Consider the following 25,998-nt stretch of genomic DNA (forward strand, 5'->3'; position numbering starts at 1 on the left):
TAGGGACGAATCCATACAATCTGAAGTTGGTCCCTCTAAGCGTTTTGCTGATGCCCGGAGCTTCTTCAGTACTCTTTGTTTCGTATCGCCCTGACCGTTGCCATACCGCGCAATCCATCCTTGCTTCCCGTAGCCGCCACGGCTTCGAAAACCCTTTGTGCGTCGGCGAGGCGGTTCAGGTTCATGTAGGCATAACCGCGCAAAACCATGAGATCATTCCGCTCCGGCGCTATTCGCGCCCGCTGGTCCAGCGCCAGCAAAGCCTCGTTGTATCGTCCGGCCGTGAAAGCATCCGTGGCGCGGGAGGAGAGCAACGCGATGTCAAGCTCAATTTGCCGGGACTGCTGCTGGCGTGCCTTGGACGCGGCGACGGCTGCCTTGTCGGCGAGACCGACCCGCAAATAAGCGAGACTTTGGCCGTAGGCGGCATCGCTTCTTGCTGCATCCGAACGGCTAAGCAAGCCGCGCTCGAAAGCGGCTGCCGCTTCGAGCGGACGGTTGATGTCCATCAGGCACCAGCCACGATTCAACGCACTCTCCGGCGAAATCGTTTGCGGGTCGAGCGTGGTCGTGCAGCCCGCAGGCAGGCGTTGTCCACTGGCCTTCATTTGTCGGGATGGGCGAACTCGGCTTGGCGCAGGCGCCGTCTGCAATGGTGCCGTCTGCGACTGCAACTCCTCTGGCCGGGTGACGCTTGTGCGCGCAATGGTTGCTGCGACCCGATCGGCAAGCGAATTGGCTGCGACGGCAGGATCGGTTTGGGGCGGCGTAGCCGCGGCCGCGGGCCCATCCGTCGGCTGCGTCGCAGGGAGAAGCGCATCAGGGTCACGCGTGCCAAAGCGCTCCGGTGACGGAACCAATCCGCGCTCGCGCGCCTGACGAAGTTCCCCGAGCCTGCCGATGCGTTCAGATTTGCCCGACCAGAGCCGCTGGATCTCGGCAACGCCTGCCATATCCCCAAGCTGCTCACGGGCGAGAACGAGGCCATATGAGGATGGTTCGTCGTCGGGCTTCCATTGCAGGGCTGTGGAGAACCAGCCCGCCGCTGTTTCGAACTGGTTGAGCAGGAAGGCGTACCAGCCAAATTGCTGCGCGGCGTTGGCATCCTTGGCCTCTACGACCTCGGGAACCATGCGCTGGAGTACCGCCGGCGCAATATCAACAGGAGGATCCTGCGCCAAAAGGTTGGCAACTGCAGCCATATAGACGGCTTTGGCGCCATCTGAACTATCCCGCCATTCGTAGATCGTCTGCTCGGCCTCTGCTGGCCGCGACTGTGCGATCATCGCAAGCGCCATACCCTGTGACGAGGATGGGGCGTTTTCGCGCTCATGCGAAAGTTTGAACCACTTTTCCGCATTTGCGTGATCATCATGGCGCAGATAGTACCAGCCAAGAATCAGCGGGTCGGACGGCTCGACAATATCGTTCGCCAATTTCTCGACGCGCTCCAGGTCAGTTGGAGGTACAATCAGTTTTGGGTCTGTACCCGCATCAGCAACTGCCTTGCGTGCAAGGTCATTGCGAATGGTATCGAATTCCCTGGCCCCGTCTTGCGTGGTTTTCTCTTTTGCAAGCAGAGCCTCCAGATCGGGGCGCGTCAGAAGCGGCAAAGCTTTCTGCACAGTCGCAAGCCGTTCTTCCGGCTTGGGACAATTGTCGAGGATATAGCCATAGGCATCTTTCGCACGGGAGGTTCGATTGGTTCTGGCAAACGCTTCGGCAACCCGCCAAAGCAGATCGACATCGCTACAGGTCAGCAGGCTGCTATGAGAGGATCCTATGCGGATGACGGTTTCGTATTGCTTGAGATCAGATGCGTTGATCAGTTGTTCCCGCGACTCTGCCAGTTCGACGCGGTCCATGAGGTCAGCTGGCGGCTTCCATTGCGGCTCGGAAGTCAGGCGTAGCTGAATAGCCTTGCGCAATTCCGGCAGCTTTCCAGCCGCATAGAGTTTCCACATTGCGTCAAGCGCTGTGTCAGTTTCAGGAGCAACGGCACTGGGATCCGCCGGCGGGGTCCAACCGGGATAAAGCGCGCGCAAACGCGCGATTTCGGCCTCGAGCCTGCGTTTATCACCTTGACGGGCAAAATAGCGAAGCGCAGTTTCATCCACTTTGGGCGCAACTGCCGCATCTGGCGCTGGCGAAGCCGGCGTCGTCGTCCTCGTTTTCGGCGCCCTGCCGGACTGAGCTACGTCATACTGATCATCAATGCCGGTGTCTGCCTCCGGTTCGCTGCTCCCGGGCATCGCCAAACTGCCGGAATTGATAACGGTGGCGAAGGCGGGAACATAATCCGACTGAACCGCAACGACCCCGGCGAAAACGGCGATGACAGGAACTATGAGGAGTGACTTCTTCATAGGCATTCCGAATGTTGGCTGTAGATAAAGGAAAGCGACAACAGGTGGAGTGTCGATGGATAGTAGAGTGTAGGTCTGAAGGACGTGACACTTGCAGGAAGCTTCTTCTTGTCGAGCACGCAATCGATCAAGGCGGGAATGATCAAATAACCAGGATCGTGCAGAGTTTCAGTAACGCTTCCGCTTGGAATATCGACGATTGCGACACCGGTACCATCGGGCGACATTCCCTGGCGAAGCGGTCGGAGTTGGCCAGCATCGGCTATACCGGCGCGCATCATGTAAAGCGGGATGCGCAAGGCATTGTAGCCGAACTCGGGTTTGAAGCCCTTCGCCGGTCTGAGCGTTGTCTTCGCGGATAACCAGTCCGCGGGCAAGGACCGCTGCCCGCCGCGTGCCGCTTCAATCAACGACAAGCCATCCTTGCTCAGCCTGGTCCAGTCGGTTGTGTTGTCGACGCTGGCGAATTTTGGAAAAGCCTCGAAAATCCAGTAGGACAGGTTGACCAGCGGACCATCCTCCCGGTCGCGCTCGGAAAAGCCAGTCACGGCTGGCAGCAGGAGAAGCCTTCCCTGTTGCTCGATGACATTGGCTTTGCCGATTGCCCCGACCATGGTCCTTGCCGTTGCCGCCAGATCATTGCGGTTCCATCCGGAACCAGCCAGCGCAAGCGCATATGCTATCAGAATGTCGCCATCGGAGGCGTTATTGCTGTCTGTTACGTGCGGCTTGCTATTCGGGTCCCATTTCCACACGGCAAGACCATCATCGCGCAGAAGAAACTCGGTTCGCGTGAAAGACCAGATGAGATCGAAATCCGCCTTGTTGTTTGCAAGATATGAAAGCAGCAAGCCGTAGCCCTGGCCTTCACTGTGACTGATATTACCGTTGGCATCGTCGATGACGCGCCCGCGTTCGTCGATAAAGCGCGACTTGTAGGCCTGCCAGTCATCCGGTCGTACCTGACCCGCCTTGAGGTTCTGCGCCATGGTAGTGCTGCATAATATAGCCAGCATCGTGAGGGCAAGACCGTACCGCTTCATACTCGCCTCCCCAAATTGGAAAGGAGCCGCGAGGTAGCGATCCCGAGCAAGGTCGAAACGATGATGAGCAGCAGCGAAAACGAAAGGATATTGCCGGACAGCCAGTTTGCAACGATCAGGCGCATGTTGGCGAAGGATATGGGCTGTGTGGGCACGAAGGTAAACTCACCCACCGGCACCTCCTGTATTTCATCGGTGCCGCTTTTGTAAATGGAGATATGACCGTCTAGCTTGGACCAGCGGTCCTGCTGTGTCATCGCCGTGACGCTCTCGATCAGGCTGTCGTCCGTCGGCGCTGTCACCAGAGTCCAAACACCATCACCCGCAGGATTGGCCCTCTGGGCCATCAGCAGCGATGCGGCAGGTTCCGGCGCATAGGGCTCATCAGCGCCGGGATAAAAGGAGAATGAGGTCAAAGAGATATTGAAGGTACGGTTCAGCCATTCGTCGAAGAAGGCGAGCTGGCCACGCCAGCCGCGCCCGGCGAGCCGCTCTCGCCACAGGTCGAATTCGTCCTGTCCGGGTCCAGCATCGGCGGCCGGTTCGACGTCCCTGACGTCGCTCCAGACCGCGCGGATGGACTCGGCGATGCCAGTCTGGGTCAGCACCGTCGACTCGATCTGCGGAATTGCGCCAACAATCAGCGCATTTTTATTGACGGTAGAGTTCGCCGTAGCGCGCGGATCAATCTCGAGCGGCCTTCCTGCTGCGACCGACATGCGCGCAAGCAGGGTAGCGGCGGCGGAGTAACTCTTTTCGCCGCCATTGTTGATGATAAGGGGCAGCGGTTTATCGGAACGGCCATAGGGAAAGCTTGTGCCGCTAAGGCCGGCGAGGTTGGGCATGATGCCAATCCTGGCGAACCTCGGCATGATAAACTCCGAAGTGTCGAACAAGGCGAACCGCGTCGGGGACGTTGAGCCGGTTCCTGGCGCACAAACAGTATCGGAACGCGTGTTGAGTACAGCTTCCATCGTGATCAGGTTGGCGCCGGGGCGAAAATGCCGCATCGTGAAGCTGATGGGAAAATGCCTGAGGATTGCACCGCCCTTGGTGGTGATGGGAAGCGTCGCCGCAATATTGTCATTGACGTATATGTTCAGCTGGCTGCCCGGGAGAACGTCCTCGGAGTAAGCTGCGTCGATCAAAACCGTCGCCGTGCCATATTCATTGGCGTAGAAGTCCGATGGAACGCCGATAGCAAACTCCGTGCGCAAACGCCGTCCGTTGAAATTGCGGGTGGCCACACCGAGCTCACTGAACCTGGCCCGCGACGCAGCCGTGAACAAGGGAACATTTGGTGAGCGCCATGTCTGCGTTGACAGGAACGAACGCGGCACTCCGATTTCGCGCTTCAAAGGGTCAACGATGCTGGCAACGGCAGTCGTTACGGTTTGCCAATCAGGTCCGCGCACGCGCAGAACCGAACCGCCCGTCGCGGGGTCGTCAACGAAAGCGGCAGCCGGCGCTCCCGGGGTGCTTGCAAGCAGCGCTGTGGGCAAGCCCTGAAAGTCTTCGTCGGTACCTAGCAGGATTGTGAGTGCGCCCGGCAATTGTTCTTTCGGCAGCGCAGGAGAAATCGTGACGGCCTGATTGGGCATATTGGCAAGTACTGCCAGTGCCTCGGCGAGATGCAGCATTGGCGCTGTCGCGGCTATGCGATCGATGGCGGGAACGACCAGATTGAAGGTTGTGCGGCCCTGCGCATCAACGCCTATTGCCCTTATGTCGTCGATTTTCCTGAACTTTTGGGCAGCATCTCCGGCAAAGGTCAAGAAAGTTCTGGATGGATCGACCTCAGTCCATAATTCGTAGGTCGACTGCACATCGCAATCCGTCCGGTGACGCAGGCTTGTGCTCATCTTGAATACGTTGAGACCAGCTTTCAAAACCCCGCCTGGTATGTCGACGGTCAGGGTCTTTGCATTTTCGGAAGATTGCACAGGCTCGTTGATGATACGCGCGTTGTTGATCGCCAAGGTCAGGGTCGACCATTCCGGCGCAACGATGAGGCTGTTCTGGTAAGTCAGTGACAATGTTGCTGAGGATGCGGCTTGTTCCTCCGTTATGAAGACCGCCCAGGTTTTCTCACCGGTCTCCCCGCTAAAGGACAAGCTGTCTTGAGGGATGACGAAACGCTTTCCCGTAACTGGCGGGGCGGGAGCGATTTTGGGCGGCGACAGGGGCGCTGCCGGCTGTTCCTGCTGCGGGGCTGGTTCCTTCGCGGGCCGTTCAGGAGACATGTCAAACGGCGAGACCTGCGCGTGCAACGGCATTGTTGCAAGCATTGTCATGAAGCAGGTGGCGAGCAGCCGTTTCATCACGTGCGTTCCCATTCCGCCTTGTTCCTGCCGGTGATCTGCCGAACCAGATAGGCAAAACCCCGGTAGGTCTGGAACATGGCGACGCCGAAGAACCAGATGGTTCCCCTGATCAGCCCGGGATTGCCGCGCCTGTCGAGCTGGAATTTCGTCCATTGTGACGAGTTTGCAAAGATAAGGTCTGCAATCAGCCTGTGGTCCGAAGGGTCATCCGGCTTGAACAAACAGCCGACGGCCGTTTCCCCCGCCTGTTTGCGCACGTTGCGCACTTGAATTGGAAGATCCCCCATTTCGCCGGTCGCCGCCGTTTTGAAGCGGACGTCCGATGCCATCTCGACGGACAGCTCGTCGGTCAGATTTCCCAGCAATTGTATGCGTATACCGTTGACCGAAACGTCATCTATCGTACCCGGAACCCACTTTTCACCAATCCTGAATTCGCAGCGTCTCGATACTTTGACGCGGCGGGATGGCCGTTTATCGCCACGTTCGGAGACGACGCCGAGGGCGCAGCCGGCAAAAATCAGGTTGAGCAGGTTCCAGGCGCCAACAACCAAAGTCACGTCCGCCTTATACGGCTCCGAATAGATACGGTAGACCGTCACTCCGACGCCAACGAGAAGCACGAAGAATATGACGAAGAAGGGCGCGGCAAGTTCCGACAGGCGACTCCGATCAATCCGTTCATCCTTGGCAGTCACCTTGAAAGTGGGCTTGCGCGGGTTGAGCATTACCGAAATAACGGCCGGCAAAAGATGGATTGTTTGCACGTATTCATACAGTTCCGAAATCCACGGCCAGCGGAATGCGCCGTAGAGATAGTTTTGCATCATCAGGTTCACGATCATGTAGATGAGCGTGTAGGCAAGGAACTCGCCGCCGGATGCGGTGAAAATTTCAAGACCGAAGAAGAGATAGAACAGGGGCGCGACGAGGAATATGGCGCGGGGAAACGGGAACAGCCAGAAGAGCGTGGACGAGAGATAGCAAAGGCGTTGCGGCAGGGAGAGCCCGCCATTGAATAGCGGAAAACGGAAACGCAGGATCTGCATCATGCCTTGTGCCCAGCGACTTCTCTGGCCGATAAAGCTTGCAAAGGTTGCAGGCTGCAGTCCTGCAATGAGCGGCTTGTCGAGATAGACACTGTTCCATCCGCGCGAATGTAGGGCGATCGCCGTCTCGCAATCTTCGGTGATGCTAATGCCGCTGAATCCGCCTGTGACATTCAAAGCTTCGCGGCGCAGCACAGCGGCTGATCCACAGAAGAACGCGGCATTCCACTTATCGAGCCCCCGCTGAATGATGCCATAGAACATTTCGTTTTCGGACGGCATCTGTTCGAATGTGCGTAAATTTCGCTCAAGGGGATCGGGATTAAGAAAGAAGTGCGGCGTCTGGACGAGAAACAACTTCTCGTCCTCATCGAAGTAGCCAACGGTTTCCAGCAGAAAATCGCGTGCGGGTGCGTGGTCCGCATCGAAAACCGCGATCAGTTCACCGCTCGAATGTTCAAGGCCGTTGTTGAGATTGCCGGCCTTGGCGTGAGCATTCTTTTCGCGGGTAAGGTATCGGACGTCAAGCGCCTCGCAAAGTGCAGTCAGATCGCTGAACCGCTTTTCGGCCGTATGAGCCTCGACGATTTTCTCGGCATTGCGTTTTTGTACTGTTCCACCATCGTCAAGTATCCACACGGTCATTCTGTCGGAGGGATAGTCCATTGCCTTCGCCGCAGCCATAGTATTGGCAAGGAGTTCGATGTCCTCGTTATATGTCGGTATGAATATATCCACGCTCGGAAGTTTGCCCTTGGGCGTCGGCCGCTCAGGCCGGTGCGGCAGCGGCATAGCGACCACAAAAAGGCTCAGCGCCAGCATCATCACACTGTACATTTCCGCCAGATACAGGAGGAAGCCGGGGATGAAGTTTTCCAACTGGTTGATCGGGGGCAGGGTACTGGTCGTACGCCAGTAAACGTAGCGCATAACGATCGCCGTACCGAAGGCCAGCGCGATCAATCGCCAGATGCCCCCGGCATTCAGCGTCTTGAGCACCATCATGATGAACAGCACTGTGGCACCGGCGATGAGCTGGGTCTGCAGGTTTACCGGCAAGGTGACGAGCAGGAGCACGCATATGGACATGAACATCCAAATGAAGATGATGCCGACTCTACGCATGATTCACAGCTTCGTCTAAGTGGGTGGCAATGTGGCCGTCCATACCTGTTCCCGCGTGTCTGTCGTTGACGTTACATAGATTTCGAGGCTTCCTTCTTCACAAGTTCATCGCTCAAGGTTGTTGCTGCCCGGTTGCCGAAGGGGGTGGAACGATAGGGATACCCGCAGCACTCGGCGCAGTGGCGTTTCCCGCCGGCACCGTGAGAACGGAATCAGGTGTCTGCCTCGTTGTCGACGTTCCTCGCATGCCCGGCGGAGGTGGAACCAATGGCCCGGTAGGCTGCCGCCGGACAGGTTTCGCAAGAGCGGCCGGACTGGGAGGAGCAGCTTGGGTGACGGAGGTGCGTCGAACCTGCCGCGGGGGAGCCTGTCGCTCCGGTTCAGGCGACGGCATAAGAGCTGCAGTTGGCGGCACACCAGGACCTGATGGATAGACATTCTCGCCCGATTTGCCGAGATTCTCGGCCGGACCGGGTGCGTCCCCATAAGGGTTCCAGCTGTAATCGTTGAAAGCTGCATTGACGCTGTAGGCGTACATGAATGCCAGTAGTTGGTGCTCCGTCAGGCCTGAATCGCACAGGCGCAGTCGGACCTGGATTGAACCACGGCCGGTGAGCCACCGGCTTTTGCTTTCCCCGGGTCGGATGCGCTGCCAGGCGTAGATACAGGTATCGCCGGAACGCGAACGGCCCGTCGCATAGCCGAACGGTCCGTATCGATTTTGCACATAGTTGGGCGAGCGCTGCATCGCGACCCCGGGCAACGTGCCGCGAAGTTCTCGCCAAATGTCGGTGGTCCCCAGTTGCGAGTCACGCAATTTCTCGCCCCCGGCCAGATTAGCCTTTACAGGCCCGAAAAACTGAACGCGCAACACGTTCTGACCGGGTGTGCGTGCGGATGTAGCAAGCAGGATTTCTTGTTGAACCGCATTGTTATAGGGCCGCTCGATGACGCTGACGATTGAAGGTCCGCCGGGCGGAGGAAGCGCAAAGGCCTGACTGGCATCCACTGTGCGAGTTGAAACCAATATTTCCGGTGGCCCACCGGAAGCGCAACCCGCCAGCAAGGAAATCAGGCTCAGAGGTACTACCTTCATGTACATCAAAAAAGCGTAGGTCATTGAACTGATTCGTTCAAAGGTTGTGTTCTAAATACCTTGGGAAAAGTCTGAATATTGCTTAACGGGCCGCTCAACTTCGAAGGGCAGGGTTATATGGCGTCCACATTATAGAAGACCCGCCCTGTGCCCCGGCCCCGTTTGGAACGTATGCGAAGCTGATTTGTTATGCAAAAACATCTCATCTGTCAGGGCAGAAATGCAGAAGGTCGCAATTCTTACGTTTCATCGCTGCATCAATTATGGATCCTACTGGCAGGCTCGTTGCCTGGCTGAAGGTGTCGGCTCCATGGGCGTCGAGGCCATTCTTCTCGAACACACGTCCAGTCGCGTGAACCGCGCGGAATGGCGATGCGCCATGCAACCGCTTCTTCCTGCCGTAACACCGAAAGACGATTACCCCCTCTACAAGGCAAAGATCCGCAAATTCTTCCGATCGTTCGCCGCCTTGCCTCTCTCGTCGCCTTTTTCGCTGGAGGACCCCGCCACGATGGACGATTATCCGCTCGTCCTCGTCGGCAGCGACGAGGTGTGGAATCTCCGGCATCCCTGGTATGGGGGCTATCCATTATTCTATGGCGAAGGTCTTCGTTGCGGACGCATCGCATCGTACGGCGCCACCTTTGGAAGCCTCGGCGCCTCGGAGCGATTGGACGGTTGGGCGGAGAAGTTGCGCAGATTCTCACATCTTTCAGTGCGCGATCTCCACTCCGAAAGGATAATTCGCGACAGGCTGGGACTGGAGCCAGAGCTCGTCCTTGACCCGTGCCTGCAATTTCCAGAGGCGATAACCGCGAGTACAGACCACCGGAACCGCGAGCCCTACGTCGCCGTTTACGGACACAGCTTTCCAATCTGGTTTCAGAAGACCATCCGGGGATGGGCGGCAGATCGAGATTATCGCCTCGTCAGCATCGGTTACCGGAATGATTGGACGGATGAGCAATGGATCGACGCGGGGCCGGAGGACTTCGCCGGGTTCGTGGCTGGTGCCGAGGCGGTGGTGACGAACTTTTTTCATGGATGCGTATTCTCGCTTGTCAACGAGAAGCCGTTTGCTTGTGTTCTTTCCGACTATCGCACCAACAAGATACGCGATCTGGCTATGACGGTTGGCGCCGACCGCCACATCCTGACCGAAGAAACGGACCCGTCGACGCTTAACTTCATTCTCGACAACCCGCTTTCGCCAGCCATTTCTGAACGCATCACTTCCTTGCGCCGCACATCGAACGCCTTTCTCAGCCATGTCCTGCAATAGCGTCGTTCCGCATGATCGCAAGCCCGCAAGCGTAGCGCCCAAGGATATCATGCGCTCTGGTCTCTGCATCGGCTGCGGTGCCTGCGTCGATGCGACGGCGCCTCCTGACGTGCGTATGGAGCTTGACCGGTATGGCCAGTTGAGGCCGATAGGACCGGCACGCTGGCTGCGCGACCGCAATTCGGGATTTTCCGAAATTTGTCCGTTTTCCCCTTTTGCTCTGGACGAAAATGATCTCGCGGCCGAATACCTTCCATTTACAAAACATCGCCACCAGCTTCTTGGTGGTTACACGGGTACCTTCGTCGGGCATGTCGAGGAAGACGATTATCGGCTGAGCGGCAGTTCCGGGGGCATGGTCACCTGGGTGGCGGCGGAGTTGCTCCGCCTTGGGCTCGTAGATGGCGTCGCTCATGTGAAGGAGAGCAATGATCCGCAAACGGAAGGACGCCTCTTTCGCTACTCACTGTCGCGCAATATGTCCGACCTCAGGGCGGGGGCAAAGTCCCGGTATTATCCTGTCGAGCTTTCCGACGTGCTTCAAATAATACGTGAGACGCCCGGCCGATATGCGGTTGTCGGCATTCCCTGCTTCATCAAGGCAGTACGTCTGGCTTGTATGCGGGAGCCTGTCGTGAGGGAGCGGATTGCCTTTACCCTTGGATTGTTTTGCGGTCACATGAAGAGCGCGCGCATGGCCGAGAGCTTTGCGTGGCAGATGGGAGAAGTCATCGAACAGGTAGAGCGGTTCGACTATCGAATGAAGGCACCCGAGCGGCCGGCGAATTGGTATCGGGCCCAACTGACGCTCACCAACGGCAAAACCCGCGCCAAGGATTGGTGGCATCTGGCCGACGGGGATTGGGGGGCAGGGTTCTTTCAGAACTCCGCCTGCAATTTCTGTGACGACGTCGTTGCAGAAACGGCCGATATCGCCTTTGGCGATGCGTGGAAAGAGCCGTATTCTTCTGATGGAAGGGGAACCAACGTCATCATCGTGCGGTCTCAAGCGCTTCTCGATATTCTTCATGCGGCATTGGATGCGAAGCGGATCGCACTTGACCCTGTCGATGCCGATTTCGTCGTCGCCACACAGGCAGCCGGGTTCCGCCAGCGCCGGGAAGGCCTGGCTTTCCGGCTGACCTGGCCCCGCCTCGGCATACGCCCCCGCAAGAGAGTCCGTGCCGGCAGCCACGACCTGACTGCACAACGCAGGCTGATATATATCATCCGCTATGGGATCAGCTTCTGGAGTCACCGGGTTTTCCTGGCCGCCCGTCTCCTTCATCGCCCCAAGCTTTACATCTCGTGGGCTTCTGCTGCCCTGGCGTTTTACCAGGGGGTAGCTTACGGGCGGGGACTGGTCGGCAGGTTAGCCCGTCGGCTCTGCCTAACCGGTTCCGAAGGCGGCACGTGATTCAAGTCTCGGTGCTCGAGACGTCGAACTGACGGGTAGCGGTTCGTATCTGCCGACCTGTCGCGGTGCGTAGCGCTCGACCATTTCCTCGCAGAACTGGGCGAATTCTTCGGGCACAAGCGGTGGACTGGTGTGGTGTGGCGCCACGCCTCGGTGTTCGGGCGTGAAGCAGAATGTAGCGGTCACATTGAAGTCTTCCAGAGCCCGCATCTGCCGGTCGAACCAGTCGAGCGCATTTGGCCTGAACCTGTCGGCCCATGATAATCCGGTGCGCACGGACGTAACTCCGAGCCGCTTCATCCAGCCGACAGCTTCATCCAAACGAGGGTCTTCGAAATGGAACCATTGAACGAGCCCCAGTTCGGGTGTGTGCTTGGCGAACTCTTCGAGTGCCGGTTTGGGTGTCCCGTCCTCACGCAAGAGGCCCATGTGGTAATGCCTGTAGTAGGAGGAGCCCTCCGCTTCCCTATGGCGGGTCGTGGCCTCCCACGATTGTGGAAGGTCGTAGAGGCTGTACCACTGGAACCGTTCGACTTTGCCCTTCAGCAGTTCGGCAGTCCGTTTCAAGCCCCATAGCTGGACTTCTTCCGCTCCGAAGGTGGACACACCTACTTCACTGACCCAGATGGGCAGATCGGTGACATTGCGGATCTCGTTGATCTTCTCGGGCCACTCGTGAATTTTCCAGAGATTCCAGTCAAGAGGGAAGCCATGCACGGCGACTGCGTCAAGACGGTCGAGCACGCCATAATCCTTCATCCGCGTCATAAAGGAAGGGTCGATCGGGGATATGCCGCCGAGCACTTTGGTCAATGCGGGGTTTTTTGCTGCAATGGCGTCAGCGGCGAGGATTGCCATCTGCGCAAATTGGCTCCACTCGGGATCGATCTCCGGATCCCAGTGCGACTTGTTATTCGGCTCATTCCATATCATGGCAGCTTCGATCATTTTGTTTTCCCGTCAGGATCAGCTTGTGGGTTCAAAGATCATTTCGTTGAGTGTCATCAATTTTGCACCCCAGTCTCCGATGACGAATGTCGTGACGGAGGCGGGCGCGATCTCAAACCGTGGCCAGGCGTCAATAGGTAAACCGAGGACATGGCTGACGGCCGCCTTGATGACGTCGCTGTGAGTTACCAATGCCAAGCGCCGGCCGCTGTTGCCACTTGCCAAGCCCTCGACAAGGCGCACAACCCGGCTCTGAACGTCGAGCATCGTCTCGCCCCCCGGCGTACGTGCGAGGCTGCGGATGGAATTCCATCGACGCCACAAGGGGTCGGCCTCGAGGACTGCAAACGATTTTCCCGACCATTCGCCAAAGTCGACCTCATCCAGTTCGTCGGCAACTTTCGGCTCCTGAAGGCGAGAAAGCGACGTGATCGCGTGTGCGGTTTCGCGTGTGCGTTCGCGCGGGCTAGTGAAAACCGCGTCGACGTTCTCACGCTGCATCCGTTCCGCAAGCGCCCGGGCTTGCGCGCGCCCGGCTTCGCCAAGAGTGATCCCGGTCGCCCGCCCCGCCAGAAAGCTCCCGACATTGTTGTGGGCGGCATGGCGTACCAGGAAAAACGTTACCGTCATTCCGCTGCTCCGTGCAGCATCTCCTCTTGGTCATCGATGAAAAGCTGCGTTCGGTGGCGTGCCTCATGATCGGTGAACTGCCGCGGCGGCGATTTCATGAAGTAACTCGATGGTCCCGTAAGCACTCCGCCCACGCCGCGATCAAGGGCAAGCCTTGCGCAGCGGATTGCGTCGATCACGACGCCGGCGGAATTGGGGGAGTCCCATACTTCAAGCTTGAGTTCGGCATTGAGGGGTACGCCGCCGAAGGTGGTGCCTTCAAGCCTGATATAAGCCCATTTTCGGTCCGCCAGCCATGGAACATGGTCGCTCGGGCCGACATGCACATCATCTGCGGGAAGCGGAACATCCAACTGGCTGGTGACGGATTGAGTTTTGGAGATCTTCTTCGACTCGAGGCGCTCGCGTTCCAGCATATTGAGGAAATCGGTATTGCCTCCGAAATTGAGTTGATACGTGCGGTCCACTCGGACCCCGCGTTCGCAAAAGAGATTGACAAGCATTCTGTGGATGATTGTCGCGCCCACCTGACTTTTTATGTCATCGCCGATGATCGGCAGGTTGCGGGCGGCAAACTTCTGCTGCCACTCCGACTTGGAAGCAATGAATACCGGAATGCAATTGATAAAGGCACAGCCTGCCGCCAGCGCCTGTTCAGCGTACCATTTGGTCGCTTCTTCGGAGCCGACTGGCAAGTACGAGACGAGAACATCCGTCCGGCTCTGCCTCAGGATGTCGGCGACATCGGCCACTGGCTCCGGTGATTCCTCAATCCGGTCGAGGAGATACTTTCCTATCCCGTCCAGCGTTCTGCCGCGCTTCACTTCGACGCCAATCGGAGTGACGTCGGCAAACCGGTGTGTGTTGTTCGGTTCGGCATAGATGGCCTCTGCCACATCATGCCCGACCTTTGCAGCGGCGACGTCGAAAGCAGCGGATATCTCGATATCACGCACGTGGTATCCGCCAAGGTCGATATGCATGAGGCCTGGAACCGGCTCGTTATCTTGGACGTTACGATAGTAGGTGAGCCCCTGGACCAATGACGAGGCGCAGTTGCCCACTCCCACCAATCCAACGCGAATGGATTTCGAACGCATAGTTCCCTCCAGCGGCTTCTAGCATCTACAAAGCAACAACGGTAAGCGGCCAAAGTTCCAGGCAACTCTCTTTTTCTTGCTCTTTGATGGATCGCTCTTGCTTTTCAATTGTTCGGTGCTGTTCAACGGAGAGGACGGCCGATGCTGGTCTACGGCGATGTCGAGCGCTTTGAAAAGCCTGCAGCGACACGCGCATCGATCGCCAGATTGATGATGGCTTGCAGCGAGCTGGAGCCGGGTCGTGAGCGCCATGAAACTTTGGTCAGAGCGTTCATTGCGACTGGGGAACTCGTTCAAGGTCTTGCCGATCGGGAGTTCGATAAGACAGGCGCTGACGACGTGTCCATGATTCAGGATGCGGGCGCCAAGCTCCTGCTCGGGCAGGCCCAGGCCATACTGCAATCATGGCGGAACGGGTTTGACGGATTATTGCCGCTGCCAGAGAACTGGCGCACCACATTGAGGCATCTGGATAGCGGCGAACCCGTGCGGATGAAGCGGGGAGAGGGCTACGCTTTTTACGCGCTTTATCCCGAAACCTACATCGAAGCGGCATCAAAGTCGAAATTGACGCCTGAAGCGATCGTTATCGGGATAAGAAGTATCGGTCTCGGACTTGCAGCTCTCGTCTGTGCAACAATCGGGGCTCGGCCCGCGTACTCGCTCCGGCCGGTCGGAAATCCCTACGAGCGATGCGTGCGGCTCACATCGAAGCTCTCGCGGTGCATACTCGCCAATCCCCGCGCCGATTTCGCCGTCGTCGATGAGGGGCCGGGGTTGTCGGGGAGTTCCTTTGGCAGTGTTGCAGACTGGCTGGAGGCCAACGGGGTGGCCCCCAATCGAATTCATTTCTTCCCAAGCCACGCCTGCGATCCTGGACCCCATGCAAGTGCGCCGCACCGGATGCGCTGGAAACAAAGGCCACGTCACGTGGTCGGGTTCGACGACGCCATTCTCAATTCCCCGTCTCACGAGCATCGCCTCCAAACATGGGTAACCGATCTTGTTGGAAGTGCGAATTGGTCGCGTCGCGACTTATCCGGCGGAGCATGGCGTTCCGTTCGGTATAGTGATCCCTCACTCTGGCCCCCGAGCTATAGCCAGATGGAAAAACGCAAGTTCCTGATGCAGGCAGAAGGTGGTGCGTGGCATGTGAAGTTTGCGGGTCTGCATGAAAGTGCGCACAAGGCGCAAAGAGGCTCTCTACTTGCTGAAGCCGGGTTCAGTCCGAAGATTGCCGGCGCCTGTTACGGTTTCATCGTGGAAAGATGGGCCGATGGTGCCAGTCTGGACAGTGTGAATGTGCGCAAACGCAAGATGGTAGATCATCTTGGCAGATACCTGAGCTTTCGAGCGCGCCATCTTCCGGCACCCGGCGGGGGTGCATCGATCCAGATGTTGTGCGACATGGCTGTATTCAACGTTGAAAAAGCGGTTGGCGCCAAGTCAGCGGAAAAGCTTCGTCCGCTGATTGGCTCGCCCGATCGGCTTTGCCGGAACTTGCACAGGGTCGATACGGATAATCGGCTGCATCCCTGGGAATGGCTGATTACGGGGGATCAGAATTTGCTCAAGACCGACGCGCTCGATCACAGTAGCGCCCATGATCTGGTCGGTTGCCAGGATGTCGCCTGGGACGTCGCTGGCGCCTGCGTCGAATTCGACCTTTCGAGCGGGGAACGGCAACGCCTTGCTGAACTCATCGCACAGGAGGTGGACTGTGATTTGCGCGATCATGTACTCGATGTATTCGAGGCCTGTTATCTCGGGTTTCAGATTGGGCTGTGGTCGCAGGCAAGTGCAATAGCCGATGGCGCCGAAAGACCGCGCATCGAAGGCACTATCAAGCGGTACCTGACGCGGTTGCGACAATTCTCGGATCGGCTCGACTGACTCATCAGGGACAATGAGCTCTGGATGGATCATTCCCGCGAATGCGCCACAGAACTGTGTTTTCTGGTGCGGCTGAACTTCCTGATTGCCGACCGGATCAGCTTGACGGATCGGGGTCCAACTCCAGGGAGCTTCAGGAGCTCGGCATTCTTTTTGCCCGAAAGCTGGCTCATTCGATCGATCCCACTCATCGACAAGGATCGTGCAATCCATCCAGGCAGGCAATCGTGCAGCAAGAGATCTTCGTCATCTTGCCATAAATTTTGCATTCCCATTTGAGACGTCCGCGGCATGTGTTCCTTTGCCGGCTGCTCGGATTTGCGATCGAACTGTTTTGACGGGCGTCTGTTCCCGGAGAAATGAAAATTCCGGCGATAGGTCCCAGGTATTCCCCTGATGAAAGAACTGCTGGGCACAGTTTTGATCGAACTTAGGGTCACCCGGTTTTTCGCCCTCGCGGGAACTTGCTGGTGACACGTCCGTTTAGCCATTCCTTGGAAGGAAATCACAGGAGACAATCAGGAGTGCCGAACAGGAGCAGCACCTGGTACGAAGAGGCCGTGATTTACAGCATTGATGTCGAGAAGTTTGCCGATGGAAATGGCGATGGCATCGGGGACTTCGTCGGGCTCACGGAGAAGCTGACCTATCTGTCAGAACTCGGCATCACTTGCATCTGGCTTCTGCCCTTCTACCGCAGCCCCGACCGCGACAATGGCTATGATGTCAGCGATTTTTATTCCATCAATCCAAAGGTCGGCACGCTCGACGACTTCCTGAAATTTCTGCACAGCGCTGGAGAACACGGCATACGGGTGATAATCGATCTGGTCGTCAATCACACGTCCGACCAGCACCCCTGGTTTCAGGCAGCGCGGCGGGACGACCAGACGCGGTATCGCGACTACTACATCTGGACCAGCGATCCTCCCCCCGTCGCGGCGGGCGCGAAATCGATCTTTCCAGGCGAAGTCGATAGTCTCTGGACATATGACGAGGTTGCCCGCGCCTACTATTTTCATCACTTCTATGATTTTCAGCCGGAGCTGAATGCCGCAAATCCCGACGTTCGCGAAGAAGTGCTGCGGATCGTGGACTACTGGATTGCATTTGGTGTCAGCGGCTTCCGGTTGGATGCGGCCCCGCTGATCATCGCAAACAAGGGGCTGGAACATGCCAACCCCCGCGACCCGCATGGCATTCTCCGGCAAATAGGTGCCTACCTGCAGAGCCGCCGGCCAGGCGGCGTCATTCTCGGGGAAGTTAATCTGCCGCCCGAAGACTCCGATGCTTTCTTTGGCGAGGGTGATCAACTTCAGCTCCTTCTCAACTTCATGCTGGCTTGCTATGTCTTCGCTGGCTTGGCGAAAGAGAACGCTGACATCATCAACCAGGGCCTGAGCCTCCTTCCCGAGCCTCCGCCGGGCTGCGGGTGGGTGAATTTTCTCCGCAATCTGGACGAACTCGACTTCTCAAGGGTACCGCCGGACTTGAAGCAAGCGGTGTTTGAGGTCTTTGCGCCGAAGGAGGACATGCAGGTCTTCGGACGCGGAGTTCGACGTCGTGTCGCACCCATGTTGAATGGAGATCGGCGCCGGATCGAATTGGCCCTCAGCATCGTGTTCTCCCTGAGGGGACCGCCGATGATCGTGTACGGAGACGAGATTGGGATCGGCGAGGACCTCTCACAACCCGGGCGAAACTCCGTGCGGGTTCCGATGCAATGGTCGACCGAGAAGAACGGTGGGTTTTCCAGCGCAAACGCCGGAAAGCTGTGTCAGCCAGTCATCACCGAGGGGCCGTTTTCCTTTGAAAGGGTGAACGTCGCAGATCAGCAAAAGGATGCCGACTCCCTCTTGAACAGGGTTAAACGGTTTATTCGCATGCGCCGCATGCAGCCGATCTTTACAAAGGGGCGACCGGTGAGACTGAGCGCAGGCGATCCCGCAGTTCTGGTGCATGGTTTCGAAGATGCAGGCGACCTTCTTTTGCTCGTACACAACCTGTCTGGACGAAAAATCGAGACAGAGATCGATTTCGGCGGAATGCAGCCTAAGCGCTTCCGCGACCTTTTGAACGAGGTCGAACACGACATCGCCAAAAAGCCGCGCCTGGTATTGGAACCATATGCCTATCGCTGGCTGATTTCGCAGGGCAATGGATCATGACGCTTGTTGGTTACCACGCCTCCCATGAACAATTTTCGCCGAGCGAACTCCTGTCCTATGTCCAGGCCGCGGAGGCAGCAGGCTTCGGAGCGGTAATGTCCTCTGATCATCTGACTCCCTGGAGCGAGCGACAGGGCCAGTCAGGATTTGCCTGGGCCTGGCTGGGTGCGGCGTTGCAGGTTACCCAAGCCATTCCGTTCGGGATTATCACGGTTCCGTCGGGATGGCGCTATCACCCGGTGGTGACAGCCCAGGCAGCCGCAACAATCGCCGAGATGTTTCCCCGCCGGTTCCCGTGGATGGCGGTTGGCAGCGGGCAGGCCATGAATGAACACGTTACCGGCGAGCGCTGGCCCTCAAAGCGGGAGCGGAATGAACGGCTTCAGGCAGCCGTGGAAACCATCCGCGATTTGTGGTCGGGTAAGCTGGTCAGCCGCGACGAATCTATCAAGGTCGACGAGGCGCGCATTTACACCCTTCCCGGGGAACTACCCCGCCTTGTCGCGGGGGCCTTGTCGCCGGAGACAGCAAGATGGGCGGGAAGCTGGGCCGACGCGCTGATTACAGTCAACCAAACTCCGGAGAAACTCAAGGAGATCGTGGAGGCCTTCAGACGTGGAGGTGGCCAGGGCAAGCCGCTCTACCTGCAGGCGCATGTGTCTTATGCCTCTTCCGAGGAAGAGGCGCGGGCGAATGCCTTCGATCAGTGGCGGAGTAACGCGGTGACGGCAGCGGTTTCGGAAACCCTGCGTCTACCCGAGGAATTCGATCAGGCATGTGCCAAGGTGCGGCCGGAGGATATGGATCAGCATGTGCGCATCTCTTCCGACATATCTCAGCATGTCGAGTGGCTTAGAGCCGATGCGGCCATGGGTTTCGAGCAGATCTACGTCCATAATGTCGGCCGCAACCAGCGGGAATTTATCGAGGCTTTCGGACGGCAGGTCCTCCCGAAGTTCGATGCGCTCGAGTGCGGCAAGTCAACTTGATCGTTGCTCGACGTTGTTCAAGCCGGGATTCGCACTGAGACGGAGGCCCATGACAACACAACAGATATTGGCTTTCACGGTGATCGGCCTGATGATGGCTGCATTTGTGTGGGGGCGCATCCGCTACGATGTGGTGGCGATGTGTTCGCTGCTGATGGCCATCGCTCTCGGAGTGGTTCCTTTCAGCGTCGCTTTCAGCGGGTTCAGCGATGAGATCGTTATTATCGTCGGCAGCGCGCTCGTCGTCAGTGCGGGGGTGGCGCGTTCCGGCCTTGTGGAGGCAGCGGTACAGCGCTTCGTGCCGCAATTGTCCTCCGTAAGGGGGCAACTTGCCGTGCTCGTGATCGTTGTGACGCTTTTGTCGGCGTTTGTGAAGAATATCGGCGCGCTCGCTATCATGATCCCCGTTGCCTTCCAGTTCGCCCGTCGCTCCAATGTTTCGGCGTCGGTGTTTCTCATGCCCATGGCTTTTGGAGCCCTGATAGGCGGACTCATGACCCAGGTTGGCACTTCGCCGAACATCGTGGTTTCGCGTGTGCGCGCAGAGATGGTTGGCGAGCGCTTTTCGATGTTCGATTTCACCCCGGTCGGCGCAACGCTCGCTGTCGTAGGCATCATCTATCTCGTCGTGTTCTACCGGCTGGTACCGGAGAGGACGCGGGAAACAGCCTCGACCGACGAAGCGATAGAAATACGCAATTATGTCTCGGAGGCTGCGGTAGCGAAGGGTTCGGCGGCAGTCGGCAAGACGGTGACAGATCTCGTCAAGCCTGCAGAAGGCGGGGCGATGGTGACATCGATCGTTCGGGCCGATCACCGCGTTACGCCGCTACCCGATTCCGTGCTCGCCGAAGGAGACGTTCTGGTACTTGAAGGCAATCCTCATGCGCTCGACGCCATCGTGACCAGCGGAAAGCTGAAGCTGTCAAGCGATCGCTCGCCGTTGGACAAGGAGCGGTCATCTGAAATCGAATCCATAGAAGCGGTCATCGGCCAACGTTCGCCATTGATCGATACGTCGGCACAACGCCTTGCAATGTTCGATCGCTACAATGTCAACCTGCTTGCCGTCAGCCGCCATGGCGAAAGGATAAAGGAGCGCCTCGGCGAAATCAGGTTCCGGTTCGGCGATGTCATTGTGCTGCAAGGACAAAGCAATGTGTTGCCGACACTGCTGCGCGAGTTTGGCTGCCTGCCCCTGGCGAAACGCACGATCATGCTGGGCAGCGTCAGGCGTGGGCTCATTCCATTGTTCATCTTGATTGCAGCCATCGGAACGACCGCATTCGGCTTGCTTCCCGTATCCATCGCATTCTTTGCAGGTGCAGTTGCGATGGTCGTATTTCGCGCCATTCCTCTCGGCGAAGTTTATACGGCGATCGATGGCCCGATACTGATCATGCTGGCGACGCTCATTCCTGTCAGCGACGCCTTGAGGGCGACAGGCGGCACCGATCTGATCGCGCAGTGGCTCACCCATATAGCGCACCAGTTGCCGCCCTTCGGCGCGTTAGGCTTGATACTGATGGCAGCGATGGCAGTTACGCCTTTTCTGAACAATGCCGCGACCGTTCTGGTCATGGCACCGATTGCCACAAGCTTTGCGAGCACGCTTGGCTTCCGGCCCGAGGCGTTTCTGATGGCGGTCGCGATCGGCGCCGGCTGTGATTTCCTGACGCCGATAGGGCATCAATGCAATACGCTGGTGATGGGACCGGGTGGCTACAGGTTCAGCGATTATCCGCGCCTGGGCTTGCCTCTATCGGTGATCATAGTGCTTACCGCAGTACCGGCACTGATGCTCTTCTGGCCACTGAAATAAGCTGCAAGCGCGGCATCATCGAGACCCGTTCATTCGCCATTCATATTGAGGAATTATTTTCTCGTAAACGGGGGCATGTTGAAAGGAGGTATGTCAAATGTCGCTAAAATCAGGACTTTCTGCACTTGTGCTTCTGGGCGGATTGGTTTCTTTCGGCACCCCCGCCTGGTCGTCCCCGATAATGCTTGTGGGAGGCTCACCGGAAGTGTCGGGTTCAGTTGAGCAAGTTGGTTGGCGCTGCGGTCGCGGATGGCATATGAACCGTTGGGGGCGTTGCGTACCCAATCGAAGAGTCATGCGTTGTGGCCCTGGCAGGCACATGAACCGCTTCGGCGACTGTGTCCGGAACCGTCCGGCATATCGAGTGTGCCCACGCGGTTTTCACTTAACGCGGCGCGGGTTTTGCGTACCCAATTAGCGGTGTATTCTTGAGCTGGCGCCCTCAGAGGCGCCAGCGTTGCGAAACAGATCGATAGAGGGTCCGAGCATCGCCCTCCGGCAGTGAGAGCCGTTATCCGCGCCGGCTCAACCGCGACCGGCCTCCCGGAACAAACAATCCGAATGATTGTTTCGACGTTTTCAGGCTGGAGGCAATGACAATGGCACGTGAACTTTTGGGCTTGGCGACGACGGCCAAGATCGGAGGACATCCAATACACCCGATGCTCATCCCATTTCCTATCGCGTTTCTTGTTGCAGCTTTTTTATGTGACCTCGCTTATTGGATTTTAGCGGAAGCATTTTGGGCTGATGCGTCCGTTTGGGCTATCGGAAGTGCACTTGTGTTTTCTCTTGCGGCCGCGGTCGCAGGACTGGCGGATTTCTTCGGCAATCCGGCTATTCGCGCCTTAACTACGGCTTGGCAGCACATGATCGGGAACATCGTTGCGGTGTTGCTGTCATTAGGAAATTTCGCCCTGCGTTTGAGCCAAGGCTCAAGTGAAGCAGTGCTGCCCTGGGGCTTCGCCCTGTCGGCAGTCGTTGTCCTGCTTCTCCTCTACACAGGGTGGAAGGGCGGCGATCTCGTCTACCGCCACCGCGTCGGCATGCATCCTGAGGCTACAAAAGAAAATACTGAACAAGTCCCGAGCAGGCGAACGGCAATACCTTGATGCATTAGCACTTCGACGTGGGGAAACAGCGCCTGTTCATCGGGGAAGTGGCGGAGTTCATGGTATCAGTCAATCATCCGCGTCGGATCGATCCGTATCGCCATTCTGGAACATGCGCCGTTTCCTTTTGGCTTTGGGGACCTCGACGGGCGTCGCAGGACCATTTGGCACAGCTGTGGCGCCGATCGAGGCTACCCTGTCCGTGTTTTCCTGTTCTTTCGTGCTGTCATTCGACCGGTCGTCGTCCATTTGTCTTCCTCCTGGTTAGCATACGAACTCCGCAACCGGTTGATTGTTTCAACTGATGTAGGGCGCGCTGTGCCATTTATTCGGAACGAAATTCGATGCGAGCGGTTCAACCTCTCACAGGAGGAATGCGACATGAACCAGGACAATCCGAAGCGTCAAGTACGAGAAACTGCCTCAGAAGCGCGACAGGGTCGCCGCGGAGCTCCGGTGCTTTGGGTATTGGTCATCGGGTTGATCTTGGCGGGAATAGCCTGGGGTGCTGCAGAAATATTCGGAGAAGCTTCTGATAATAGCGCAACTATGGAGAAGGGCGGGGATCAGCCGCAACCTGCGGCGCCGACCAACAACGCTCCCGGGGGGACGTCTCAATAATTGGAGCCTGAGTTGTCAAAGCAGCCTGGGGCCCCCGGGGGCGACGTCCTTGTGGCTGACAAGCCGAATTACTCATCCCATCATTGTGGTTCCATTCGCGTGGCAGCGGCGCTGATCCAAGTGGAGAACGCGAGCATGGCGGGAGTTAGCGGGCGCGACTGAAGGCGCGTCAACCAATAGCTGCCGAGCGAGATTGTCACCGGAAAGGGTTGCTCGAGGGCTCCCGACGCGAGATGTCTTGAAAACATCGACGGCGGAGCCAATGCGACGCCGATCCCTTGCAGAGCAGCCTCGACCATTGCAAGCGAGGAATCGAAGACGACGGCTTTGTTGGCCTGTGGCGGCAGCGGAATTCCGGCAGCCGCAAACCACTTCGGCCATTCGTCCGATCGGTAGCTTCTCAGGAGCGTGCAATGCGCAAGGTCCGCTGGATCACGCAGCGTTTCGGCCAGCCCTGGGGCACAGAGTGGCGATAACGGCGCCTCGAAAAGCCGGGTTGTATCCGTGGCGTGCCATGCTCCGTTGCCGAACCGGATGGCAAAATCGAGGCCTTCAGCGGCAAGATCGACGCGGTTGTTGTTTGTCGACAGCCGAATGTCGACATAGGGAAACTGCTGATGAAAGTCTGCCAGCCGCGGTAGCAACCAGCCGATGGCGAAGGTGCCGACTGCGCCGACAAAGAGCAATTCTCGAAGCTGTCCGCCTTCAACCCTCCCCAACGTATCCGCTAGCTGATCAAAAGAATGCGAAACCGTAGGCAGCAGCGCTTCGCCTTCTGCTGTCAACATGAGCCCTCGCGGCAGGCGATGAAAGAGCTTTACGCCGAGTCTCGTTTCCAGGCTCTTGACCTGCTGGCTTACAGCCGCCTGGGTGACGAACAGCTCGATGGCCGCTCGAGTAAAACTTAGATGTCTTGCCGATGCCTCGAATGCCCGAAGCCCGTTAAGAGGAAGAAACGGTCGCACCCAGTCAGCCCCAAGAATTTCTAATGTGAGCTTGCAGATATCATTGTTTGTGAGCCGACGACAGCTCCCTTATGGCTCAAGTCCCTGCAGAATACGTTGGAAGGAAAAGTAGATGAGCTTGAAATGTTTCGCACCCGCGCTGGTCGCCGTTCTTCTTTCGGCAGCCGCATTAAACACAGTCCAGGCGGCGGAAATTTCGCGAAGCCGGGTTGAGGGCTGGGTCAATGAGGCAGTACGGCCCGTGATGAAACAGTACGACATTCCAGGCATGGCGGTGGGTATCATCATTCGAGGTAAATCGTTCGTTTTCAACCATGGTAGTGTCACTATGGACGGTTCGAGGCCGATAACCGATAGAACGTTGTTCGAGATAGGCTCAATCAGCAAGACCTTCACGGCAACCCTTGCTTCCTACGCCGAAGTCAACGGCGATCTTTCGTTGACGGATGCCACCGAAAAATATGTCCCGGTTCTGCGTGGCTCTCCCTTTGGTGCTGTCGACCTCGTGCATCTGGCGACACACACCCCGGGCGGATTTCCGCTACAATTTCCGGATCATGTCAAAAACGAAAAGCAGATGCTGGACTATTTCAGACAATGGCAGCCGGCTTTTCGTCCAGGAACGCACCGGACCTATGCCAATCCCAGTATCGGTATGCTCGGCTATATAGCCGCCCGATCGATGCGAGAGGACTTCTCGACCCTGGTTGAGCAGAAACTGTTCGGGCCGCTCGATATGAGCAGCAGCTATGTCAACGTGCCAAACGAGAGGATGGCGGACTACGCCCAAGGATACACCAAGGATGGCCGGCCGGTACGTATGAGCAATGCGGTCCTGTCTGCAGAGGCATACGGCGTCCGCACCACGGCTAGAGATCTTGTACAATTCCTCAAGGCCAACATGAGCCTCGTACCGTTGGATAAAAAGCTTGGTGTCGCCATAACAAATACGCATGCCGGCTATTTCAGAGTTGGCGCGATGACCCAGGATCTCGTTTGGGAACAATATGATTATCCGGCAAAACTTGCCACATTGCTCGAAGGTAATTCCCAGACGACTTCCAGGTCGTCGCCTGCCGTGGAGCAGATACAGCCGCCGCTACCCCCACGAGATGACGTGCTTATCAACAAGACGGGATCGACCAACGGGTTTGGCGCCTACGTTGCTTTCATTCCTGAAGAGCAAATGGGCTTTGTGATCCTGGCGAACAGGTATTATCCTAATGAGGAACGAGTGAGGATCGTCCATCAACTATTGGAACGCCTGGCCGGTGCGAATCAAGACTGAAGCGCTTGACGTATAGTCGTATAGGTGACCTCCGGCCCCCAATATCCATCGCCTCTAATCTTGTCGCCTGTGGCTTTGCAGGCGACGAACAAGTCAGGCACGCAGTTGCGTTCCGCCCGATAGTATTCAATCAAGCCAGTGTCTCGTAGTGGACAGTTTCAAGACATAAGGGAACCCTCATCAAAAATAATCATTGAACTTTCCGAAGGGAGAGTTTTCTTGAGCATTAGCCAAGATGTTGACAATACGGACGATATTCGCAGCCAATTCGTGGCCTTGCTGCCCGCGCTGAGGTCGTTTGCCCGCGGTTTCTACCCCAACCCGGATGAGGCGGACGATCTGGTACAGGAGACATTGGGCCGGGCGCTTGGCGGCTTGCATACGTTCACACCCGGCACAAGCCTCAAGTCCTGGATGTTCACCATTATGCGCAATACTTTCTACACGGCGATCAAGCGCCGCAGGCGGGAACCGGCGGGAATGAAGGCTGATGTTGCCGAAAGTGAAATTCCGCGTGAGCCAAGCCAGGAATGGGTTCTTCGTGCAAAAGAACTGGAAGCAGCGCTGCACCAGCTTGAGCCGGAAAACCGGGAGGCGATCATGCTGGTATGCGTGTCCGGTGTATCCTATGCGGAGGCTTCGGAGATTTGCGGCTGCGCTATAGGAACGATCAAGAGTCGCATTAGCAGAGGCAAAGCGCAGCTCCTGCTGACGCTCGGCAATGAAACTCGAAGCTCCATCGTCGAAAAAATATGAGCAG

General features: G+C 57.4%; 20 protein-coding genes. 10 read left to right on the forward strand and 10 right to left on the reverse strand.

Annotated elements, in window-relative coordinates:
* Positions 1-65: 65 nt before the first annotated feature.
* The 5 genes from CU100_RS19620 to bcsN all read right to left on the reverse strand — a co-directional run bounded on the left by CU100_RS19620 (position 66) and on the right by bcsN (position 9,027).
* Positions 66-2,366 (reverse strand): tetratricopeptide repeat protein, encoded by a 2,301-nt coding sequence (locus CU100_RS19620; protein ID WP_106718279.1) that lies wholly within the window; start codon positions 2,364-2,366, stop codon positions 66-68.
* A complete protein-coding gene (locus CU100_RS19625) occupies positions 2,363-3,409 on the reverse strand; it encodes a glycosyl hydrolase family 8 (protein WP_106718280.1) in 1,047 nt (348 codons plus the stop codon). Before CU100_RS19625 ends, CU100_RS19620 begins: the two co-directional genes overlap by 4 nt.
* Complete coding sequence (locus CU100_RS19630; RefSeq protein ID WP_106718281.1) at positions 3,406-5,745, reverse strand: cellulose biosynthesis cyclic di-GMP-binding regulatory protein BcsB; 2,340 nt, start codon at positions 5,743-5,745, stop codon at positions 3,406-3,408. The genes CU100_RS19625 and CU100_RS19630 overlap by 4 nt, the downstream gene beginning before the upstream one ends.
* On the reverse strand, positions 5,730-7,907 hold the full coding sequence (gene bcsA, locus CU100_RS19635) for a UDP-forming cellulose synthase catalytic subunit (protein ID WP_106718282.1): 2,178 nt from the start codon (positions 7,905-7,907) through the stop codon (positions 5,730-5,732). The genes CU100_RS19630 and bcsA overlap by 16 nt, the downstream gene beginning before the upstream one ends.
* A gap of 112 nt (positions 7,908-8,019) precedes the next feature.
* On the reverse strand, positions 8,020-9,027 hold the full coding sequence (gene bcsN, locus CU100_RS19640; protein ID WP_106718283.1) for a cellulose biosynthesis protein BcsN: 1,008 nt from the start codon (positions 9,025-9,027) through the stop codon (positions 8,020-8,022).
* 196 nt (positions 9,028-9,223) lie between these two features.
* Here bcsN and CU100_RS19645 point away from each other — a divergent pair, with 196 nt between their 5' ends.
* Both CU100_RS19645 and CU100_RS19650 read left to right on the forward strand, forming a co-directional pair.
* Positions 9,224-10,285 carry a polysaccharide pyruvyl transferase family protein gene (locus CU100_RS19645; protein ID WP_106718284.1) on the forward strand — a complete coding sequence of 354 codons (1,062 nt, stop codon included), beginning with the start codon at positions 9,224-9,226 and terminating at the stop codon, positions 10,283-10,285.
* A gap of 115 nt (positions 10,286-10,400) precedes the next feature.
* The gene (locus CU100_RS19650; protein WP_106718659.1) at positions 10,401-11,702 is read left to right on the forward strand and encodes a Coenzyme F420 hydrogenase/dehydrogenase, beta subunit C-terminal domain; all 1,302 of its coding nucleotides are present in this window, start codon (positions 10,401-10,403) and stop codon (positions 11,700-11,702) included.
* Here CU100_RS19650 and CU100_RS19655 read toward each other — a convergent pair.
* From CU100_RS19655 to CU100_RS19665, 3 genes are read right to left on the reverse strand one after another with little or no spacing between them, the layout of a single operon-like run.
* Entirely contained in the window at positions 11,676-12,650 is a 975-nt protein-coding gene (locus tag CU100_RS19655; protein WP_245419136.1) for a glycosyl hydrolase, read from the reverse strand. The two genes, CU100_RS19650 and CU100_RS19655, sit on opposite strands and share 27 nt — an antisense overlap.
* 18 nt (positions 12,651-12,668) lie before the next feature.
* Positions 12,669-13,280 carry a histidine phosphatase family protein gene (locus tag CU100_RS19660; protein ID WP_106718285.1) on the reverse strand — a complete coding sequence of 204 codons (612 nt, stop codon included), beginning with the start codon at positions 13,278-13,280 and terminating at the stop codon, positions 12,669-12,671.
* Positions 13,277-14,380, reverse strand: coding sequence for an inositol-3-phosphate synthase (locus CU100_RS19665; RefSeq protein WP_106718286.1), 1,104 nt, complete (start codon positions 14,378-14,380; stop codon positions 13,277-13,279). The genes CU100_RS19660 and CU100_RS19665 overlap by 4 nt, the downstream gene beginning before the upstream one ends.
* A gap of 141 nt (positions 14,381-14,521) precedes the next feature.
* Between CU100_RS19665 and CU100_RS19670 the strand changes: the two genes are divergently transcribed.
* From CU100_RS19670 to CU100_RS19695, 6 genes are all read left to right on the forward strand, one after another.
* On the forward strand, positions 14,522-16,273 hold the full coding sequence (locus CU100_RS19670; protein WP_106718287.1) for a hypothetical protein: 1,752 nt from the start codon (positions 14,522-14,524) through the stop codon (positions 16,271-16,273).
* A 524-nt stretch (positions 16,274-16,797) separates the two neighbouring features.
* Positions 16,798-18,441 (forward strand): alpha-amylase family protein, encoded by a 1,644-nt coding sequence (locus tag CU100_RS19680; RefSeq protein ID WP_106718288.1) that lies wholly within the window; start codon positions 16,798-16,800, stop codon positions 18,439-18,441.
* Positions 18,438-19,430: a TIGR03885 family FMN-dependent LLM class oxidoreductase gene (locus tag CU100_RS19685; protein WP_106718289.1), complete on the forward strand. Its 993-nt coding sequence runs from the start codon at positions 18,438-18,440 to the stop codon at positions 19,428-19,430. Before CU100_RS19680 ends, CU100_RS19685 begins: the two co-directional genes overlap by 4 nt.
* A 49-nt stretch (positions 19,431-19,479) precedes the next feature.
* Positions 19,480-21,252 (forward strand): SLC13 family permease, encoded by a 1,773-nt coding sequence (locus CU100_RS19690; protein ID WP_106718290.1) that lies wholly within the window; start codon positions 19,480-19,482, stop codon positions 21,250-21,252.
* Between the two features lie 97 nt (positions 21,253-21,349).
* Positions 21,350-21,670: a GCG_CRPN prefix-to-repeats domain-containing protein gene (locus CU100_RS27750; protein WP_407070356.1), complete on the forward strand. Its 321-nt coding sequence runs from the start codon at positions 21,350-21,352 to the stop codon at positions 21,668-21,670.
* A gap of 181 nt (positions 21,671-21,851) precedes the next feature.
* Positions 21,852-22,364: a DUF2231 domain-containing protein gene (locus CU100_RS19695; protein WP_106718291.1), complete on the forward strand. Its 513-nt coding sequence runs from the start codon at positions 21,852-21,854 to the stop codon at positions 22,362-22,364.
* Between the two features lie 69 nt (positions 22,365-22,433).
* On the opposite strand, the gene CU100_RS19700 is transcribed toward CU100_RS19695, so the two are convergent.
* Positions 22,434-22,613: a hypothetical protein gene (locus CU100_RS19700; RefSeq protein ID WP_106718292.1), complete on the reverse strand. Its 180-nt coding sequence runs from the start codon at positions 22,611-22,613 to the stop codon at positions 22,434-22,436.
* 452 nt (positions 22,614-23,065) lie between these two features.
* Positions 23,066-23,950: a LysR family transcriptional regulator gene (locus CU100_RS19710; protein WP_106718294.1), complete on the reverse strand. Its 885-nt coding sequence runs from the start codon at positions 23,948-23,950 to the stop codon at positions 23,066-23,068.
* 112 nt (positions 23,951-24,062) lie between these two features.
* On the opposite strand from CU100_RS19710, the gene ampC reads away from it, so the two are divergent.
* Both ampC and CU100_RS19720 read left to right on the forward strand, forming a co-directional pair.
* Positions 24,063-25,238 carry a class C beta-lactamase gene (gene ampC, locus CU100_RS19715; protein WP_106718295.1) on the forward strand — a complete coding sequence of 392 codons (1,176 nt, stop codon included), beginning with the start codon at positions 24,063-24,065 and terminating at the stop codon, positions 25,236-25,238.
* Between the two features lie 219 nt (positions 25,239-25,457).
* Positions 25,458-25,994 (forward strand): sigma-70 family RNA polymerase sigma factor, encoded by a 537-nt coding sequence (locus tag CU100_RS19720; protein WP_106718296.1) that lies wholly within the window; start codon positions 25,458-25,460, stop codon positions 25,992-25,994.
* The last annotated feature ends 4 nt before the right edge of the window (positions 25,995-25,998 follow it).

It is taken from the genome of Phyllobacterium endophyticum (assembly GCF_003010935.1).
Classification (GTDB): Bacteria; Pseudomonadota; Alphaproteobacteria; order Rhizobiales; family Rhizobiaceae; genus Phyllobacterium; species Phyllobacterium endophyticum.

What these genes read in the sequence shown, in the direction of transcription:
- CU100_RS19620 (WP_106718279.1), bottom strand. Translation starts at nt 2,366, where the DNA reads ATGAAGAAGTCACTCCTCATAGTTCCTGTCATCGCCGTTTTCGCCGGG.
- CU100_RS19625 (WP_106718280.1), bottom strand. Translation starts at nt 3,409, where the DNA reads ATGAAGCGGTACGGTCTTGCCCTCACGATGCTGGCTATATTATGCAGC.
- CU100_RS19630 (WP_106718281.1), bottom strand. Translation starts at nt 5,745, where the DNA reads ATGGGAACGCACGTGATGAAACGGCTGCTCGCCACCTGCTTCATGACA.
- bcsA (WP_106718282.1), bottom strand. Translation starts at nt 7,907, where the DNA reads ATGCGTAGAGTCGGCATCATCTTCATTTGGATGTTCATGTCCATATGC.
- bcsN (WP_106718283.1), bottom strand. Translation starts at nt 9,027, where the DNA reads ATGACCTACGCTTTTTTGATGTACATGAAGGTAGTACCTCTGAGCCTG.
- CU100_RS19645 (WP_106718284.1), top strand. Translation starts at nt 9,224, where the DNA reads ATGCAGAAGGTCGCAATTCTTACGTTTCATCGCTGCATCAATTATGGA.
- CU100_RS19650 (WP_106718659.1), top strand. Translation starts at nt 10,401, where the DNA reads ATGGAGCTTGACCGGTATGGCCAGTTGAGGCCGATAGGACCGGCACGC.
- CU100_RS19655 (WP_245419136.1), bottom strand. Translation starts at nt 12,650, where the DNA reads ATGATCGAAGCTGCCATGATATGGAATGAGCCGAATAACAAGTCGCAC.
- CU100_RS19660 (WP_106718285.1), bottom strand. Translation starts at nt 13,280, where the DNA reads ATGACGGTAACGTTTTTCCTGGTACGCCATGCCGCCCACAACAATGTC.
- CU100_RS19665 (WP_106718286.1), bottom strand. Translation starts at nt 14,380, where the DNA reads ATGCGTTCGAAATCCATTCGCGTTGGATTGGTGGGAGTGGGCAACTGC.
- CU100_RS19670 (WP_106718287.1), top strand. Translation starts at nt 14,522, where the DNA reads ATGCTGGTCTACGGCGATGTCGAGCGCTTTGAAAAGCCTGCAGCGACA.
- CU100_RS19685 (WP_106718289.1), top strand. Translation starts at nt 18,438, where the DNA reads ATGACGCTTGTTGGTTACCACGCCTCCCATGAACAATTTTCGCCGAGC.
- CU100_RS19690 (WP_106718290.1), top strand. Translation starts at nt 19,480, where the DNA reads ATGACAACACAACAGATATTGGCTTTCACGGTGATCGGCCTGATGATG.
- CU100_RS27750 (WP_407070356.1), top strand. Translation starts at nt 21,350, where the DNA reads ATGTCGCTAAAATCAGGACTTTCTGCACTTGTGCTTCTGGGCGGATTG.
- CU100_RS19695 (WP_106718291.1), top strand. Translation starts at nt 21,852, where the DNA reads ATGGCACGTGAACTTTTGGGCTTGGCGACGACGGCCAAGATCGGAGGA.
- CU100_RS19700 (WP_106718292.1), bottom strand. Translation starts at nt 22,613, where the DNA reads ATGGACGACGACCGGTCGAATGACAGCACGAAAGAACAGGAAAACACG.
- ampC (WP_106718295.1), top strand. Translation starts at nt 24,063, where the DNA reads ATGAGCTTGAAATGTTTCGCACCCGCGCTGGTCGCCGTTCTTCTTTCG.